The sequence below is a fragment of the Rhodoferax ferrireducens genome (genome assembly GCF_003347515.1).
Taxonomy (GTDB): domain Bacteria; phylum Pseudomonadota; class Gammaproteobacteria; order Burkholderiales; family Burkholderiaceae_C; genus Rhodoferax.
Genome location: NZ_QEII01000274.1, coordinates 36520 through 53168, shown reverse-complemented (window position 1 = coordinate 53168; position 16649 = coordinate 36520). Strand labels below are relative to the sequence as shown.

Sequence of the window (16649 nt, the reverse complement as noted above, 5' to 3'; positions counted from 1 at the left end):
GGCAATACGCAGCCGGTTATCCGGCTACTTTGCCGAGGATCAGGTCAGCGCCCTTCTCGGCAATCATCATTGCCGGGAAGTTGGTGTTGCCGCTGGTGATGTTGGGCATGATCGAGGCATCAATCACACGCAGTCCGTCCATCCCCCGGATGCGTAGTGCGGCATCCACCACCGCCATCTCATCTGAGCCCATCTTGCAGGTGCCCACCGGGTGGTACAGGGTATTGGCCTCGGTGCGGATGTAGGCATCGAGCGCGGCATCCGAAGTCACCCCCGTCCCAGGTGCGTACTCGCTGCCCCGAAATCCATCGTAGGCCTTTTGTCCGATGATTTCGCGCGTGAGCCGGATGCCGTCGCGCAGCACGCGCAGATCGTCCAGATCGGAAAAATACTTCGGGTCAATCGCGGGCGCGACCGTCGGGTCGCTCGACCGGATATTTATCGTGCCGACACTGCCGGGCTGGATGTCGTTCAAGACGGCCATGAAGCCTTCTTCCTTGATCACGTCGCGGCCATGGTCGTTGTACATGAGGGGCACGGAGTAAATTTGCAGATCGGGATATTCCAGCTCGGCTTTTGACTTCAGGTGCGCCCAGGCTTCTAGCGCGCCGACTGCCGTCGGGCCAGAGCGAAAGAGGAGGTATTGGCCGAGGGCCTTGACCATCGCCAGCGGTTTCAGGTTCGCGAGCAGGGAATACGGCTGCGTGATGCGCTGTTTGACGGCGACAGACAGGTGATCGCGCAGGTTGCGTCCGACACCAGGCAATTCGTGCCGCACCGAAATGCCGTGCGGACGAATATCCAGAGGATCCCCGATTCCAGACAGTTGAAGAAGCTGCGGGGAGTTGATGGCGCCCCCTGAGAGAATGATCTCCCGATTGGCATGGACGATGTGGGACTGTCCACGATGCAAGTACTCAATCCCTGTGGCCCGCTTGCCTTCGATGACAACCCGTTTGACCAGCGCACCTGTCATGACGCGCAGATTGGGCCGGCTCAATACCGGCTTCAGATAGCGAGCCGAAGCGCTCTGCCGTTCGCCGTTGGCGTAGTTGCCCTGCATCTGTGCGACACCGAGCGGGTTGCCTTCATTCATATCTGGATTGAAGGGGTGACCGGCCTGCACGCCACCGTCAATCCAGGCGCCCGAGGTCGGATTCATCGTCTCCAGCGGTGTCAGCGTGACGCCGATCGGCCCCCCGTGACCGCGCAAGGCCGGATTGCCGGCTGGGTAGCTTTCGATCCGCTTAAAGTAAGGCAGGCAGTCGCGATACGACCAGCCGGCGTTGCCAAGTTGCGCCCAATGGTCGTAGTCGCCGACATTGCCACGCGAGACGACCAAACCGTTGATGGAGCTGGAGCCGCCCAGCACCTTGCCGCGCGGAAAATACATCTTGCGGCCGTTGAGACCTGGCTGCGCAACGGATTCATAGTTCCAGTTGCCCTTGCCGGACTTCATTAACTCAAAGAATCCGGCGGGCATCCGGTAGAACAGGCTGTTGTCGCTGCCGCCGGCTTCCAGCAGCAGCACTTGAACCGAAGGATCGGCGCTCAGGCGGTTGGCCAGAACGCAACCGGCCGAACCCGCACCGACGACGATATAGTCAGGTTTGAATTTCATTTCTCAGTGCTGGTTTTCCGGAATCCTCAGAACCAGCCCATCGAGGGCTTCCGTGATCCGGATCTGGCATGACAGTCGGCTGTTTTCCTGGACATTGTCAGTAAGCGACAACATATCTTGCTCAATGCCGGCGCACGCTCCGCCGGTTTTGCCGATCCAGGCCGGGTCAACGTAGACATGACAGGTACCGCAGGCAGCCGCGCCGCCGCAATCAGCGTCAATGCCGGGCACCAGATTTTGGGTAGCCGCTTCCATCGCATTGATCCCGTCGGCGACGTTGACGACATGTTCCGTGTCGTTGGCGGAAATGAAGATAATTTTTGGCATGGGGGTTCGTTAGTTCTTAAAAATTTGTGTATGCGGTCGTCAATCTCATTGCGTTGCGGTGCAACTGCTTTACTTGTGCAGCCGAACGGGCAGATCGATAAAGCCACGGATCAGATTGGAGGGCACCCGCACTGGCTCTCCCATCAGCTCGATGCGAGGAAACCGCTTGAAAATTTCCTCCCAAAGTACACGCAGCTGGAGTTCAGCCAGGCGATTGCCCAGGCAGCGGTGGATACCAAAGCCGAAGGACAGGTGATGACGTGCACGCGGCCGATCGACGATGAAGTCCATTGGCCGATCAATCACTTCCTCGTCGCGGTTGCCTGAGACATACCACATCACAACTTTGTCACCCTTGCGGATCAGCTGCCCCCCAAACTCGATGTCTGACAATGCGGTACGGCGCATGTGCGCGATCGGCGTCTGCCACCGAACGATTTCCGGGATCATGCTGGCGATGAGCGCAGGGTTGGTTTTTGCCTTCGCAAATTCCTCCGGATACAGGTTCCACGCGAGCGCGCTACCCGACATGGAGCTGCGCGTCGTGTCGTTGCCACCGACGATCAAGAGCACAAGCATGCCCAGAAATTCCTCAGGGCCCAAATCCTGCATCGTCGGCGCATGCGCGAGCATTGAAATCAGGTCCGGCTGCGGTGGTGCATTTTTACGCTCGTCATAGAGATTCTGGAAGTAGGCCAGGCATTCCTTCAGCTCACGCTCGCGCTGCTCCCAGGAGTCGACCAATCCGTAACCCGGCCTGGTTGTCACGATATCCGACCAGCGCGTGAGTTTGCGGCGCTCCTCGAAGGGAAAATCGAGCAGTGTCGCAAGCATCATCGTCGTCAATTCGATAGAGACACGCTCGACCCAGTTGAAAGTCTCGCCGATCGGTAACGAGTCCAGCACGCGACCCGTGCGTTCGCGGATCGTGGCCTCAAAACGCAGCAAGTTTTGCGGCGCAACAATCGGACTGACGGCCATGCGATGAATATCGTGCCTGGGCGGATCCATGCCAAGGAAATTGGGCAGGTAGATGCCGCCGTCAACTGCATTCAGCGTCGTATCGTCGAGCACGAAACTGCCGACGCTGACATCGGATGAAAATACTTTGTGGTTGGTATCAATCGCCACAATGTCGTTGAACTTGGTAACGGACCAGTACGGCCCGTAGGCGCTCTCCGGGCAGTAATGCACCGGAGCCTCTTGGCGCAGGCGCGCGAAATACGGGTGCAGTGCATCGCGCGCATGGAGTTCGGGCGCGCTCACGTCGATCTTGTCGAGTGGCACCGTCCGGGCGATATCGGTATCTATTGCTAGGGTAGTCATCTGTTTCCTCGTTATGGGGGGCTGCGGTTGTTGCGCTTAACTCAGTCCGATTTCAGTGTAGGATCAAGTCTCGGCCTGATACCTGTACTTTGGTAGGGGGTCGGCGTTTTAGATGGCACTACGATAGTGGCCATGGACCGCAGAAGATCTGATCAGACTTTTGACAAGCGGACATTGATCTGAAGCGCACGATGGGCTGCGAACCGTAACGCCGAAGCCGCCTCGCTCGCCATTGACAAGCACTCAGGAGGAGTCTGCGGACCATGCGGCAAGAATCCGATGAATCAGGTTTTGGCGCTGTCACCGAGCGAACAATCGGGCGGACCGATCCACCTGCTTTCATGTACCCGCCTCTGCGTACGCGGGCTCTCGAACAGCTCAAAGGGACGACCGAGCTTGCTGCGCCCAAGGCCATTGTCATCATTGCACCGGTGGGATACGGCAAGACGGTTCTGATGTCGATGATGCTTTCCGAACTGCGCAGAACCGGCAAACAATGCACCTGGTTTGCGCTTGACGATCGGGATACAGCCGTCGAAAGCATCATTAGCGCACTTGAGATGCTATTGAATGGGCGCGAAACGAGACTGCACCCCACGCAGGCATTGTTTCGCGGCCAGCCACCTCTCGAAACCCGCATCGATTCCCTGATTGGTCTGGTGAATCACTATCCGCTGCCGCTCACCCTCTTCATCGACAACATCAACTGCTGTACCGATGACGCTCTGGGTCCGCTCCTCGATAAACTGGTGTTCCAGACGAAATCTTCGCTGCAGCTGGTGCTGTCCAGTACCCGCGAAATTCCAGTGGACGTATCACGCGCGCAATTGCAAGGCCTGATCCGACAAATTGGCCTGGCCGAGCTGAGTTTTAGTACCGAAGAAGTTGGCAAATTGCTGGGAGCCAATTTGTGCCATCTGATTGGCCATCACGGCGTGGAAGACGTGGCCCAGCAGACTGAGGGCTGGCCGGCCGCAGTGCGAATGGCGCAAATCATCCTGTCGAATACCGAGCACCCGCAGGCGGCGCTAAAGGTTTTCTCGGGTTCCGACGAAGCGCTCGCCCATTTGCTGAACCGTCAGGTTTTATCGGTCTTTCCTGCCGAGGTGCGCGACTTCCTGCTGTGCATCGCGCAAGTGCGGACCTTCTGTCTGGAACTTTGCAGCCACATCATCGGCAGCGATCGCGCAAAGGAATATCTGGCCTACCTGCTTGATCGTAACGTTTTCGTGATCCCGCTCGATCGCAATCGAAGCTGGTATCGACTGCACGGATTATTCCGGGAACACCTTCTGCGCGAGGCGCAAAGCGCCTTGACGGCGACGCGGCGGCAGGAGGTACTGACCCGTGCCGCGCATTGGTGCGAGAAGAATAAATACTGGCGCGAATCCGTCGAATATGCACTGGCGTCGGGGTCAGCCTCGACCGCCAGCAAAATCCTTGAGCACATCGCACCCGTGTTCGTGCGCAACAGTGGCCTCATCCTTCAGTACATTCAATGGATTGAACTATTGCATGAACAAGGCCATCAGGCCGGTCCCGAAGCTGAATACTGGTTCGCGTGGGCGTTGGCTTTTCATCGTCGTTATGACTACGCTCGCCGTCAGTGCGCCAATTTGGCAATGCGCGTTCAGCGCCAGTCGAAAAAGGATGATGGAGAAAAAAAGAAAGACCTGCAGCGCAGGATTTCTATCCTGAGGGCATCGATCGACAGTCTCAGCGACCATCTTCAGGATGCCCACATTGGCGCGTCCAAATGGCTGGCCGGCGCGGGCGCCGGAATGGATGACCCGTTCAATCTGGCTGCAGCCTACTGCATCGAAAGCGGATACTTTTCCCGCATATTTCGCTTTGTCGAAGCGCGTAGCGCAATCCATTCTGCGCGCGAGGCAGCATTCCAGGCGAATAGCGCCTACGTCGACGGATGGATCTCGTCCTTTTCCGCCCTGATTTCGATTTATGAAGGAAATTATGCCGCCGCGTACCCCGAACTTGTCGCGGCTTTGGCGTCCACAAAGGCGTCACTCGGTGACGACGCCGGTATCTGCGGCACCATGGCCATGGTCGCAGCCAAATGCGCGGCTGAGATGGGACTCACCGAGGAAGCCTGGCAACTTTTTGAGCTGGGAAGCAGGACCTCGCGCACGCACGGCTTTCTCGAAGCTGCGGCATGCGGACTTGAAGCTGCGGTGCTGCTGTGGACGGGCAACAGCAATGACCGCATTTCTCTCGCGCTTCTGCGCGAAGTGGCCAGTGCCTACGCACCACGGCTTTCGCTGATGCTGTCGTGCTATCTAATCCGGCGCCTGCTCGTACTGGGCCGACTGGACGATGCGCGAGACGAAGCCGAGCGCATTGGGCTGGAAGACGACAGCACTATCGAACATCAGCGCCCTGCATCCCGGATCGCGCAACTGGATGCCCTGATCGAAGACACCAAAATCGCTTTTCTGATCGCCAGCGGAAAATGGAAGCCGGCAGAATTGTTGATCGCCGAACAGACGCCCCGCGCCAAAGCAAGCAACTGTGCATTCCGGCTGGTGGAGCTTGCGCTTGCGTCCGCCACGATTGCCTTGCGTACCGATCAACAATTACTTGCTGTCAGACACATCACGCGGGCCATCAGAATCGCGGCAACGCACTGCATCGTCCGCCCCTTCAATGATCAAGCGGAAACACTTGCGGCCATAGTCGCCGATACAAAAGTGAACGCGTGGGGATTTGCCAGGCACGAAGAGCGCCTGTTTTTCGTCGATCGGTGCCGCAGTCTGACTTTTCCCGATCAATCGCTATATGACAGGCTTGCCTCTGTGCATGAGGAAGAACCTCATCTGGCGACACCATTGACGTCACGAGAACTGGAACTTCTCGGCTATATCGACGCGGGCTTGTCCAACCAGCAAATTGCCGACGGCATAGATGTCTCGTTGACGACTGTGAAGTGGCATTTACAGAACCTGTACGCGAAGCTCTGTGTGAAAAACCGCTCCGCCGCGTTGGCCAAGGCAAGGGTTTTGAACCTGCTGCCGAGATAAGCGCGAGTGACTATTGGCGGGCGCCAAAGTCATCCGGCGCCGTACGGCCACCGCAACCTCTCAGCCCAGCAGATAGATCGATTTCAGCTGCTGATAAGCGGCTACAGACTCCGGTCCCATCTCGCGGCCAAGTCCACTTGCTTTGACGCCGCCGAAAGGTGTATTCAAATCTGGCATGTAGCCATTGATGCCGATGGTTCCCGATTCCACCCGACGTGCCAGATTTAGCGCGCGCTCATGGTCAACGGACCAAACCGTACCACCCAGCCCGTACGCCGAGTCGTTTGCAATACGCACGGCCTCGTTTTCGTCGTGATAACGAATGATCGAAAGTACCGGCCCGAATATTTCCTCTTGCGCGATGGTCGAAGAGTTGCTCACATCGGCGAACACGGTCGGCTGCACGAACCAGCCGCGGGTGCGGTCGCTGGGGCGTCCGCCGCCAGCCACCAGCTTTGCCTCGGACTTGCCTTTCGCAATGTAACCTTCGACCCGATCCCGGTGAATGGACGACCCCATTGGTCCAATTTGGGTTGCACGGTCCAAGGGATCACCCACCACGTAAGACGAAACCGTGGCCGAAATAGCGTCGACGATTTCTTTATAGCGGCGGCTCGGCACCAGGATACGGGTGCATGAGAAACACGCCTGACCGTTGCTAGTCAGGGAAACTGACGGCAATCCTTGCAGCACAGCATCGAGGTTCGCATCTTCAAGAATGATCGCGGCAGATTTTCCACCAAGTTCCAGGCTGACCGGGCGTAGCAGCTTGCCACACGCTTGCGCAATCGACCGTCCGGCAGCCGTCGAACCCGTGAATGCCACTTTGTCGATGCCTGGGTGGGATACCAGATAGGCACCCAGCTCACGCCCGCCCGGCACCCAGTTAATCACACCCGGCGGAAACTTGGCTTCTTCAGCGGCCTCTGCGACGATGTAGCTGTCAAGTACAGTGCCGGGAGAAGGTTTGAGAACGATGGTGCAACCCGCCGCCAAGGCGGGTCCGATCTTCATCATGGACAAAATCACCGGGAAGTTCCATGGAATGATGGCACCCACCACGCCAATGGGCTCTCGCCGCACGAGGGTATTGAACCCCAACGGCGATGCTCGACTTTCCTCCACTTGCATATTGATCGCCAAGGCTGCGTAGTAACGCATCAACGCGACGGTGTAGCCACTTTCAAGCTGATCCGCGGTGTTGATGGGCATGCCGTTCTGCATACTCACAGCTTGAGCCAGCTTCGCTCCGCGCTTTTCCAGTGCATCGGCAAAGCGATTCAGCGCCTCTCCGCGCTCTGCTGGCGAACAAGTCGCCCACGCAGACTCTTTCAACGCACGGCGTGCGGCGGCGACCGCGCGGTCGATATCGGCCTCACTGCCTTCGGGCACGCTACCGATCACTTCCTCGGTGGTCGCGCTGATGACCTCGATGCGGTTTGACGAGAACGGCTTGATCCACTCGCCATCAATGAACAAGGTCTGATGATGTGTCTGCATGAAATACTCTTTCTATTGCTGATGAGGTGTAAGCAGAAAGCGGCTCTTCCAAGGAGAAGCCGACTCGCGAAACGGTCGGCGCAGCATGCCGCCACCAACTAGTCTCCTGCCTAATAGTATTACTTCGTAAAGTATACTAGCGCATCAAAATACCAACAAGCATTGGTGTTTTCCCGAATTCAACTTGGAGACCCGCCTCGCGGTGCTTCAATTTCAGCGTAACGGAATCTTTATCGACCCACCAGCTTCAAGGCTCTGGCGCGCGCCAGCGCAGCAGATCTGCTGCGAACGCCGAGCTTGCCGTAAACGTTGTGAAGATGCCATTTGACTGTCGGCACCGACAGTGACATGCGGTCCGCAACCTGCTCGTTGCTCAGTCCCTCGTCCAGAAGCGACAGTAGTTGAATCTCCCGCAGTGTGGGGACGCCTGCGGTAGTTGAGTCCTCTTCATCGTCTGGACGAAGAGGCGAAGTCTGGACGTCTCCAGTGGCAGACTGGGCTTGCTCGTCAATGCGAAGTCGTTCAAAAAACGATCTCTCGGAGGGCTGGATCAGTCCCAATTCTTTGCCGTCACTGCTTGTCAACAATTTCCGCAATAATCCGGTTCGGACCTTGAAAGGGTGAACGACCTTACCGGGCGAAGCCAAAACGACTGCCATTGAGAAATTACGCAGGGCCATACGCGCTTGCCCGAGACGTTGATGCGCGTCCGCTGCAATTAACAGCAGTTCAATGCGATCGCGGTCGCGGCCTTGGAGACGCGCCTCTTTGAGGCGTGCATCGACTTGCTCCAGAACAAGATCGCACAAACCCTGGGCCAAATCCAGCTCAATACGAGCGAGCATCCAGTCGCCGCGATCGCGCATCAGCGTCGCCTCAACCGGTTTACTGCTTGTCGTCAAGCCAACCCGTTCGGCTTCTTTGAGTGCGTCTGCATACCGATTCAGCTCAAGCAGCCTGCGTACCTTGCTGGCACCCAGCAGGACTCGCCCTCGCGGCGGGTAGCTGTGCGACACCCGATCCAGGAGCTCTTCCGTGACCGTTTGATCACCTATATCGCCCCAAAATGCAACGCAACTGATAAGGCCCTGTTCAAGCGATGCCATGATGCCGTGATGCATTGCGCGATCCAGCCCGCGGATAGCCAGCTCGCGGGCACTATCGACTTGGCCAAGATCCAGCAACGCTCGCGCATGCACAAAATCGAGGGTGACCACGACGCTCGCATCGTTACCGACCACCCGAGCGACGCGCTCCCGCACCTCAAGCAGGAGCTTATCCGCCACGTCGGGACGAGCTTGTCCAATTTCGACGCAAGCCCGCAAGATACCTACCCATGCGAGGCCGTAGGCGCTGTCCGAACGATCAATGGCCGGGCGGGCTCGCTCCATGCGGAGACGGGCCGCCGTTAGCTCTCCGCGGTCGATTTCGGCGATGCCTGCGATGGATGTCACCGTGGCGACGGACAAGGCATCGCCTTGCTCACCATTGGCGAGCCACGCGTTTGCTTGTTCATAGGCAAAATCAAGCCTATCGATAAACACATTCACAAGCATTCGCAAAAACAACAACCGTGCGGGAAGTCTGCCGCCTTCGGTCCCGAATGGCGCTCCTTCGGCGATCCGGCCGTCAAATTCATCCAAGGCCTCACGAGCACGTTCATAGTGATGCGAATCGCACAAAGCCCATACGAACCAGGCGTGGACCTCCAATGATGGCTTTACCCCCGCTGCAATCAGTCGATCAACCCATTGAATCAGCGACCCCATCTCGCCATGGTCACCGACAACAACGTGGGCCATTTGATCGAGCAGCTCCTGAGCGAGTGAGGTCGATCCAGCTTCCAGGGCTATGCTGATGGCGGCAATATTGTTGCCGCGGCTTTTATGCCACCGGGCCGCTTTATCGAGAACTTCTCGCCGGCGTTCGGCGGGCATGGTCTCTTGCCCCTCCGCGATCAGGAACGCTCTCATCAGTGTGTGAAAGCGAAACCAGCGTCGACTGCTGTCCATCGGGAAAATAAGCACGTTGCGCCGGACCAGCATGTTGAGCCAATCCCGCGCTTCGGCGCGTCCTGTCATTTCAGCGGCCAAGTCGGCACTGAATTCACGGACCACCGCAATCTCGATCATGAACTGGACAAGCGCCGGATCGAAACCGACGAGTACCCGGCGCGTCAACACCTGCGCAATGTCGCTGTGGTCGCCACTTAAGCGCAGCAATACGCGACCGATATCCAGGGCCGTTTCCCCGTCGAGACCGTTGACCTCACCGGCTAAAAGCACCTGCAACAATCGCACTGCGGCGGGCCAACCTTCCGTCTGGGCGACGATCTCATCAAGGACCAATCCGCCGGCGGTCGAGATGCCGACCTGTCCAAGCAGCAACGCCGTGCTGGAACGATCAAAACTCAGGTGGCTTGCACGAATTTCGAAGGCGCCAACCTCAAGTTTGGCTCGAACTATGTCAACGGGAATCTCACGGGTGCTTGAAAGAACCAAGCGCAAACGAGATCCGGCGGCAAACACGAGTCGCTCAAGGAACAGCGTTGTCGTCTCGTCTTCGCAAAAACCGAGATTGTCGATGAAAAGTACGGTTTCCCCCTCCAGGCTCGCCAATAAATTGACCATGTCGTCAGTCGGTGCGCCACGGTCGGCGAATGAGGCTTTGAGTGGGAAAGCTTCCGCGCCCACCTCAACGCCCACGTACTCCAAGGCGTACCTCAACCGGTGCAGCAATGAAGCGTGATCAATGTCGCGATCATCGAGTGTGACCCATAGACACCGGGAGCCTCGGGCAAGGGCTGCCTCATACAGTTTGCTGAGCAACACCGTCTTTCCATAGCCGGGCGGCGCACAGACCGCCACAAGCTTCGGAAAAGGGTCCGCATTGAGGACCATGGAGATCGCCCGGGTCGTGACCGTATCGAACTCAAAGCTTGGCGGACCGTGCTGGGCGTGCGATCCACCCGCCGCACCCAAGAACTTCGGGTTAGCACTTGTTCCGCTCTGCCAGGGTTGCGGCGGGAATGAGGTGCCGTTATGTGTCACCGGTAAGAGTTCCAAGCTTAGAAAAGGTTTGAAAAATGCCCCAATGACAGCCTGCCGAACAAAGCCGACCTAGGGTTAATCCTTATGAAAACCCATCTATTGGTGGGTCAAGTACCCCTGCAAATTCTATCAAATACGAGTTAGTACGCTAACTTACCAACCAAGGAAATTTAAATGGGCACACAATCAGCTGAAGGGCTACCCTTACAGGCATCCATGGCCGCCCGAAAAGCGCGCGCGGCCATTGTGCGCAAGCAACAAGCCCCTCTGACCATCGAGGACATTGATGTTGCTGCGCCACGCGATGACGAGGTGCTCGTCCGCCTCGTGGCAACTGGCGTTTGCCATACCGACATTGTCTGCCGCGACGCATTTCCAGTGCCCATGCCCATCGTGCTTGGGCATGAGGGCGCCGGCATCATCGAAGCCGTTGGCTCCAAGGTGACTAACTTGGTCGTCGGAGACCACGTCATCTTTTCTTTCAATTCTTGCGGTGCTTGCTCAAACTGCCAAAGTCACGAACCGGCCTACTGCCACCAGTTCCTCGGCCTCAACTTTGGTGGCGTCTTATTGGAAGACGGCACATCCCCGCTGAGCCAGAACGGCGAACTGGTACATGGCAACTTTTTTGGCCAATCGAGCTTTGCCACACTGGCAATCGCACGAGCGAAAAATGCCGTCAAGGTTGACCGCGCGCTGCCCCTGGAATTGCTCGGCCCACTGGGCTGCGGTATTCAAACAGGTGCGGGCGCCGTGATGAACTCGTTAAAAGTTCGCCCCGGCCGCTCCATTGTGATTTTCGGAGCAGGTGCAGTCGGCTTGAGCGCCGTCATGGCAGCCAAAGTGGTGGGGGCCGGCGCAGTGGTGCTGGTTGAGCCGAATGCCGCCCGGCGCGCGCTGGCCATGGAGCTGGGCGCCACGGCAACGATTGATCCGCGTGACGGCTCTGACACCCTGGCGGCCATTCGCGCCGCTGGCGGCGGCGCCGGGGTTGACTATGCGCTGGACACGACGGGTATTCCGGCCATCATCACCACCGCCGCAGACGCCTTGCTGCCCAACGGTCAACTCGGACTCATCGGTATTCCGCCACCGGACGCCATGATGCCCTTGAACATCATGAGCATTTACGCACGCGGCCTCGGCTTGAAGTGCATCGTCGAGGGGGACAGCGATCCGCAAGTCTTCATTCCGCAGCTCATAGAACTCTTTAAAAACGGCAAATTGCCGTTTGATCGCCTGATCAAAACCTTCTCATTTGACCAAATCAATGAGGCCATGGCCGCATCCGAAAGTGGCGACGTGATCAAACCCGTCATCGTTTTTCAACCATTTTCCAAAGGAGAGTAAAAAATGTGGGAATACACAAAATATTACCTGGCACCGGTGACGCAGTTGCTCGCCATGCTCGGCCTGTATCTGGGCGGCAACTATGTCTGGATCGGACTGGCCCTTTTCCCGCTCCTGGCCATCATCGACACCCTGCTGCCGCTGGATCTGAGCGCTCGCAAGATGCGGAACAAAGCTGCGGCCTTCGTACCGGTATGGCTTTCAACCTTGTTGGGCCCGGTCTTGTACGTGGTGCTGGCCTGGTCGATAGCCCTGCATGACTTGACAGGCTGGCAGATGTTGGGCGCAGTGATCAGCTGCGCCTGGCTTTCGGTGGTGCCACTGGTGTCGGCCGCCCATGAGCTCTACCACGCCCGGGGCAGGATCGGCCGTAGCGTCGGACGCTACGCCCAGCTTTGCTACCTTGATGCAACACGTATGGAAGCCCATGTCGTGAGTCATCATCGCGACGTTGGCACGGCGGATGACAGTGACAGCGCGGCGCGCGGTGAGACCCTGTATTCATTCGCACCCAAGGCCGTACTGGAATCCACCCTGCTGGCCCAACGCATCGAATCAGACGCACTTGAAAAACGCGGTTTCGGCCGTTGGTCGATTCGCCACCACATTTGGCGCGCCGTCCTGGCACAACTGTTGTTTCAGTCGCTGATCTACGTGATCGGCGGATGGCTCGCAGTCGGCCTGGCCTTGAGCGCGATGGTGTTAGCCCGCTTCTGGGTTGAGACTTTCAACTATTTTCAGCATTACGGTCAGGTGCGGGTCGAAGGCACACCGATTGAAAAACGCCATGTCTGGAACCATTTCGGCCCGCTCTCGCGGCTGGTGGCATTCGAAATCACCAACCATGCCGATCATCATTTGAACTCTTACCTGTCGTACTACGAATTGGTTCCCCATAAGGAATCGGTCCGTATGCCCAGCGTGTTTGTTTGCTTCTTTGCCGCACTGATTCCGCCAGTATGGTTCAACATGATCATCAAACCGGCCCTGAAACGCTGGGACAACGAATTCGCCTCGCCCGCAGAACAGAAGCTGGCCGCAGAGCAGAACAGGCATGCCGGATGGGAAGAGTGGGTCGCCCAGCCAGCGTCCACAGCTCGATGAAAGCGCCGCACATGTTGATTGATATACAGCGGCGCATGATCGGCCACGCCGCCGTCATTCTCCTGATCGGCATGCTGGCGGGCGTGGGACTGCTCGTCAGCCTGCTCGGCGGCCTGGAGGTATGGCCCGGCGCCATCCTGCCATTGCAGATTCCGGGCCCGACGGACGCCTGGGTTCGGACACACTTGGGTGGCATGCTGAATGCATTTCTGATCATGATTGCTGCCCTGATACTGCCGGTGGTCGGATTCGATTTGCGTGGGGGCCAGCGGCTGAGCTGGATGCTTGTGGGCACGGGCTGGGCAAACACCCTCTTTTACTGGGCTGCGCTGCTGTCACCCAATCGGGCGCTGACCCTTGGCGACAACCGATTCGGACCCTCCAACCTGGCTGCAGTCATCGGACTGGCACCCGCACTTTTGTTCACCGTTGTGTCCATCATTGCGGTGGTTCTGCTGGCGCGACAGGCTTTTCGCTAGTACTGCCGCTTTCGGCTCTTGCCTCATTATGGAGTCCTTCGACCCATGCTCAAATTCCTGAAATCCCTGGTGGGAGGACCTGCCAAAAAGCGGCAACTTCATATCCTCCCGCAAGGCCTCACCGTCGATATCGCTTCCGGCCAAACCTTGCTGGAGGCGGCATTGGCCAACGGCATTGCCTTCCCTCACGACTGCACGGTCGGCACTTGTGCCTCATGCAAATCACGCCTGAAACAAGGCCGGGTAAGGGAGGCCACGCCATTCGGCTACACCCTGTCCAAACTGGAACTGGATGCCGGCTTTATTCTGGCCTGCCAGGCATTTCCGCGCGACGACCTGACTGTGGTCGAAATCGAGCCGCCCGGCGCAGACGTCCCCCCCCCAGAGTCCTTTACCGGCACCATCACCGAGACGCAGCCGCTGACCCATGACATTCTGAAGGTCACGGTCCGCATGGACCGTCGGGTCAACTATGTGGCGGGGCAGTACGCCAGCGTGCGTGCGCCGGGGCTTCCGCGCAGTCGCCACTACTCATTTGCGGACGCACCGCAACGCGAGGGGCGCACAGACCTGAATTTTTTCATCCGCAAAGTGCCAGGTGGCGCCTTCACGGACGCCTTGTTCAGCGGCGGTCTGAACGGACAACCCCTGACGATCGATGCCCCCCATGGCAATTTTCACCTCCGGGGCGGAAATTCGCCCATGCTCTGCGTGGTCGGCGGCAGCGGCCTGGCGCCTCTGCTCAGCGTTCTGGAGCAAGCACGCAAGACTCGCATTCGCCGCCCGTGCACCTTGCTGTTTGGCGCACGCACGCAAGCGGACCTCTACATGCTCGACGCGCTTCAAAGCCTGGCCTCCGGCTGGCTCGACCGCTTTAACTTCGTGCCCGTGCTATCGCACGAGCCGCCCGACAGCGCCTGGCAGGGCGCACGCGGGATGGTGACCGAATTCATCGCATCCGCCGCCGGGGAAATCGATTGGGCAAGTGCTGAAGCCTATATGTGCGGACCGCCGCCCATGATTGATGCGGCCATTGCCAAGCTGGTCGAATCCGGCCTGCCCCTGGACGCGATCCATTACGACAAGTTCACAGACGGCCGGGACGAAGCACCGGCTGCCTGATCACACCACGCTCACGAACAAAATGGAAAAACCATGAAAAAAGAAGACACCATGACAGACGCAACCGAGTTCAAATATTGGCGCTTTTGCGCCTGGATGGGACCGGTATTTATGTCGGTATTCATCGTATTCTGGGGAATCATGGGGCACAACATTCCACCCTGGAATGCGGACCTGCCGGCCGCGACCATCGCCAACTGGTTCCGGACCGAGGCCAACACCATTCGCACCGGGATGGTCCTTTCCATGACTTTCGCCGTGCTTTATGCCGTTTGGGGACTTGCTATTGGGCGCGTGATGACGAGAATTGTGCCCAAAGACAGCATCCTGGTTGACCTGCAAGTCTGGGGCGCCGGGCTGACCGTGGTGCCAGTTTTGGTTTCAACCTCCTTCTGGCTCGCAGGAGCCTATCGACCGGAAGCGCTGCCGGACTATGTGCTTCAACTGCTGTACGACATGGCCTGGCTATTGATTGACTTGGCCTATGCCGTCACCACAGTGCAGCTTTTTGCCGCAGGTGTTGGCTTCATGCGGGATAAGCGTACAACCCCACTTATTCCTAAATGGCTTGCCTGGTATGGCATTTGGGTGGGTTTCATGTTTGTCGCTGAATGTCTGATGCCTTTCTTCAAGACCGGAGCCTTTGCTCGCGATGGAATTTTGAACTTCTGGATTGAGTTCATGATTTGGTTTGTATGGTGCCCAACGTTGACCTTTTATATCTTGAAGGCCATCAACCGAATCGAACGGGAAGAACGAACTTAAGCAGCACATGAGCGATACCGCCGAAATTACGCTTAAGGGGGGGAGTACAAAAGCTCCCCCTTTTTCTGACAACTCCCCCCATCAGCGAGAATTAAAACTGCCCGGTGATCCGGGCGTCTGGGTGTTCATCGCTGCGGATGTATTTGCCTTCGGATTATTTTTCCTCCTGTTCACCGTGGGGCGGGTATCCAACCCCGAACTGTATGAAAAATCCAGGCAAGCACTTGATCCTGTTTTCGGACTCTTGAACACGCTGATCCTTCTAACCAGCAGCTGGTGCATGGTGCTGGCCGTCGAGGCGGCCAAAAAAGGCATGAGGGCTATCGTTATCCGCAACCTGGCTCTCGCCCTGCTCGTTGGCACCTGCTTCGCGGCAAGCAAAATTTTTGAATACACAACAAAAATTCATGCCGGCATCACCATGCTGACCAATGAATTTTTCATGTATTACTTTGTATTCACCGGAATCCACTTCCTGCATTTTTTTATCGGAATGGGCGTGTTGGCCGTCTGCCTAGCCAAGACCCGGAGTCAACCGATGGACCGCCAGTATTTGGTTTTCATCGAATCCAGCGGCTGCTATTGGCACATGGTTGATCTACTCTGGATCGTGTTGTTTCCACTGCTTTATTTGCTGCGATGAATACATCTTCTCCTCTGCGCTCGCATGCCACCGGGATCTGGTTGCTACTCATGGCCGCTACCGGACTCGCATGGTGGCTGGTCGAACATCAAAGCGTCAACCCTCGCATCGCTTCCACAGCAGTGCTGCTGATCGCAGCCTTCAAGGTCCGACTGGTGTTTCTGCACTTCATGGAGTTGCGCACAGCCCCACTGGCATGGCGATTGCTGTTTGAAGCCTGGGTGTTGTTGTTCGTCGGCATCATCCTGATTGGCTATTGGTACGGATTGCGCTAATCCGATGCAGCGTGGCTACGGGAAATCCCTAATTTAAATTTCCGTAAATTTA

At 57.6% G+C, this 16649-nt stretch carries 13 protein-coding genes; 8 read left to right on the top strand and 5 right to left on the bottom strand.

Going from position 1 to position 16649, the window contains the following annotated elements:
- Positions 1-16 precede the first annotated feature (16 nt).
- The 3 genes from C5P05_RS14580 to C5P05_RS14570 form a co-directional block, all read right to left on the bottom strand.
- Positions 17-1621 (bottom strand): GMC family oxidoreductase, encoded by a 1605-nt coding sequence (locus tag C5P05_RS14580; RefSeq protein ID WP_114970581.1) that lies wholly within the window; start codon positions 1619-1621, stop codon positions 17-19.
- Positions 1622-1624: 3 nt separating this feature from the next.
- On the bottom strand, positions 1625-1948 hold the full coding sequence (locus C5P05_RS14575; protein ID WP_114970580.1) for a 2Fe-2S iron-sulfur cluster-binding protein: 324 nt from the start codon (positions 1946-1948) through the stop codon (positions 1625-1627).
- Between the two features lie 69 nt (positions 1949-2017).
- Complete coding sequence (locus tag C5P05_RS14570; protein ID WP_114970579.1) at positions 2018-3274, bottom strand: cytochrome P450; 1257 nt, start codon at positions 3272-3274, stop codon at positions 2018-2020.
- A gap of 263 nt (positions 3275-3537) precedes the next feature.
- Between C5P05_RS14570 and C5P05_RS14565 the strand changes: the two genes are divergently transcribed.
- A complete protein-coding gene (locus C5P05_RS14565; protein WP_114970578.1) occupies positions 3538-6309 on the top strand; it encodes a LuxR C-terminal-related transcriptional regulator in 2772 nt (923 codons plus the stop codon).
- A gap of 60 nt (positions 6310-6369) precedes the next feature.
- Here the strand turns inward: C5P05_RS14565 and C5P05_RS14560 are convergent, their stop codons facing one another.
- Positions 6370-7809, bottom strand: coding sequence for an aldehyde dehydrogenase (locus tag C5P05_RS14560; RefSeq protein ID WP_114970577.1), 1440 nt, complete (start codon positions 7807-7809; stop codon positions 6370-6372).
- A gap of 230 nt (positions 7810-8039) precedes the next feature.
- Complete coding sequence (locus C5P05_RS14555; RefSeq protein ID WP_157979331.1) at positions 8040-10859, bottom strand: LuxR C-terminal-related transcriptional regulator; 2820 nt, start codon at positions 10857-10859, stop codon at positions 8040-8042.
- A gap of 174 nt (positions 10860-11033) precedes the next feature.
- Here C5P05_RS14555 and C5P05_RS14550 point away from each other — a divergent pair, with 174 nt between their 5' ends.
- From C5P05_RS14550 to C5P05_RS14520, 7 genes are read left to right on the top strand one after another with little or no spacing between them, the layout of a single operon-like run.
- Entirely contained in the window at positions 11034-12209 is a 1176-nt protein-coding gene (locus C5P05_RS14550) for an NAD(P)-dependent alcohol dehydrogenase (protein ID WP_232834498.1), read from the top strand.
- A gap of 3 nt (positions 12210-12212) precedes the next feature.
- Positions 12213-13313, top strand: coding sequence for an alkane 1-monooxygenase (locus C5P05_RS14545; protein WP_114970575.1), 1101 nt, complete (start codon positions 12213-12215; stop codon positions 13311-13313).
- Between the two features lie 11 nt (positions 13314-13324).
- Positions 13325-13792 (top strand): styrene-oxide isomerase StyC, encoded by a 468-nt coding sequence (gene styC / locus C5P05_RS14540; RefSeq protein WP_114970574.1) that lies wholly within the window; start codon positions 13325-13327, stop codon positions 13790-13792.
- Between the two features lie 45 nt (positions 13793-13837).
- Positions 13838-14914: a 2Fe-2S iron-sulfur cluster-binding protein gene (locus C5P05_RS14535; protein ID WP_114970573.1), complete on the top strand. Its 1077-nt coding sequence runs from the start codon at positions 13838-13840 to the stop codon at positions 14912-14914.
- Positions 14915-14947: 33 nt separating this feature from the next.
- Positions 14948-15679 carry a hypothetical protein gene (locus C5P05_RS14530; RefSeq protein ID WP_114970572.1) on the top strand — a complete coding sequence of 244 codons (732 nt, stop codon included), beginning with the start codon at positions 14948-14950 and terminating at the stop codon, positions 15677-15679.
- A 7-nt stretch (positions 15680-15686) separates the two neighbouring features.
- The gene (locus C5P05_RS14525; protein ID WP_114970571.1) at positions 15687-16322 is read left to right on the top strand and encodes a cytochrome c oxidase subunit 3 family protein; all 636 of its coding nucleotides are present in this window, start codon (positions 15687-15689) and stop codon (positions 16320-16322) included.
- Entirely contained in the window at positions 16319-16597 is a 279-nt protein-coding gene (locus C5P05_RS14520) for a cytochrome C oxidase subunit IV family protein (RefSeq protein WP_114970570.1), read from the top strand. Before C5P05_RS14525 ends, C5P05_RS14520 begins: the two co-directional genes overlap by 4 nt.
- Positions 16598-16649 lie beyond the last annotated feature (52 nt).